The organism is Ochrobactrum sp. SFR4 (assembly GCF_019730395.1).
Taxonomy (GTDB): domain Bacteria; phylum Pseudomonadota; class Alphaproteobacteria; order Rhizobiales; family Rhizobiaceae; genus Pseudochrobactrum.
The window spans coordinates 1-466 of record NZ_JAAPBB010000191.1; the positions used below are offsets into that span (position 1 = coordinate 1).

At 41.8% G+C, this 466-nt stretch carries 2 protein-coding genes; both read right to left on the reverse strand.

The genetic code is table 11. The features are described 5' to 3' along the window. Positions 1-231, reverse strand: a 231-nt coding sequence (locus HBA93_RS18545) for a hypothetical protein (protein ID WP_221724281.1), incomplete at its 3' end; no start/stop codon positions are given. A 30-nt stretch (positions 232-261) separates the two neighbouring features. Then, positions 262-466 (reverse strand): hypothetical protein (locus HBA93_RS18550; RefSeq protein ID WP_221724282.1); only part of this gene is annotated, 205 nt, incomplete at its 5' end.

Below are 466 nucleotides of genomic sequence, written 5' to 3' on the forward strand. Positions count from 1 at the left end.
GACAGCTACTGTGGCAGGCGGATAATCATCATAATGAGGATCATCAGGATCAACAGGATCAACATCATCAAGCAGCAATTCCACAAGGTCACCATCCGTCAACAAAGGCCAGATTTCTATACTAACGGTTACATCAGTAAAATTTTCTGCAATATTAATTAGATTTGTATTGGTATTAAACTCGTCGATTACCGGCGTATAAAAATTAATAGCTTGCGAATTGTCAGTCATAATCAATTTCCTACTAAAAATATTGTTTAATTAAATTTCCATAGCTCTTGTAAACATTGTGCCGGTGGTGTGGATAGACTCGCCGATCTGCTCACCGGTGCCGTTTGGACCTGTATGATAAGTATACCAAAGCTCCCAAGTTGCCTGCGTACTACCATCCGGCGAACGCCCCAGATTGCCGAACTCCGTGAAAACATTGATCGCTTTCGTGTCTGTAACCGCTGCAAAATCTTCG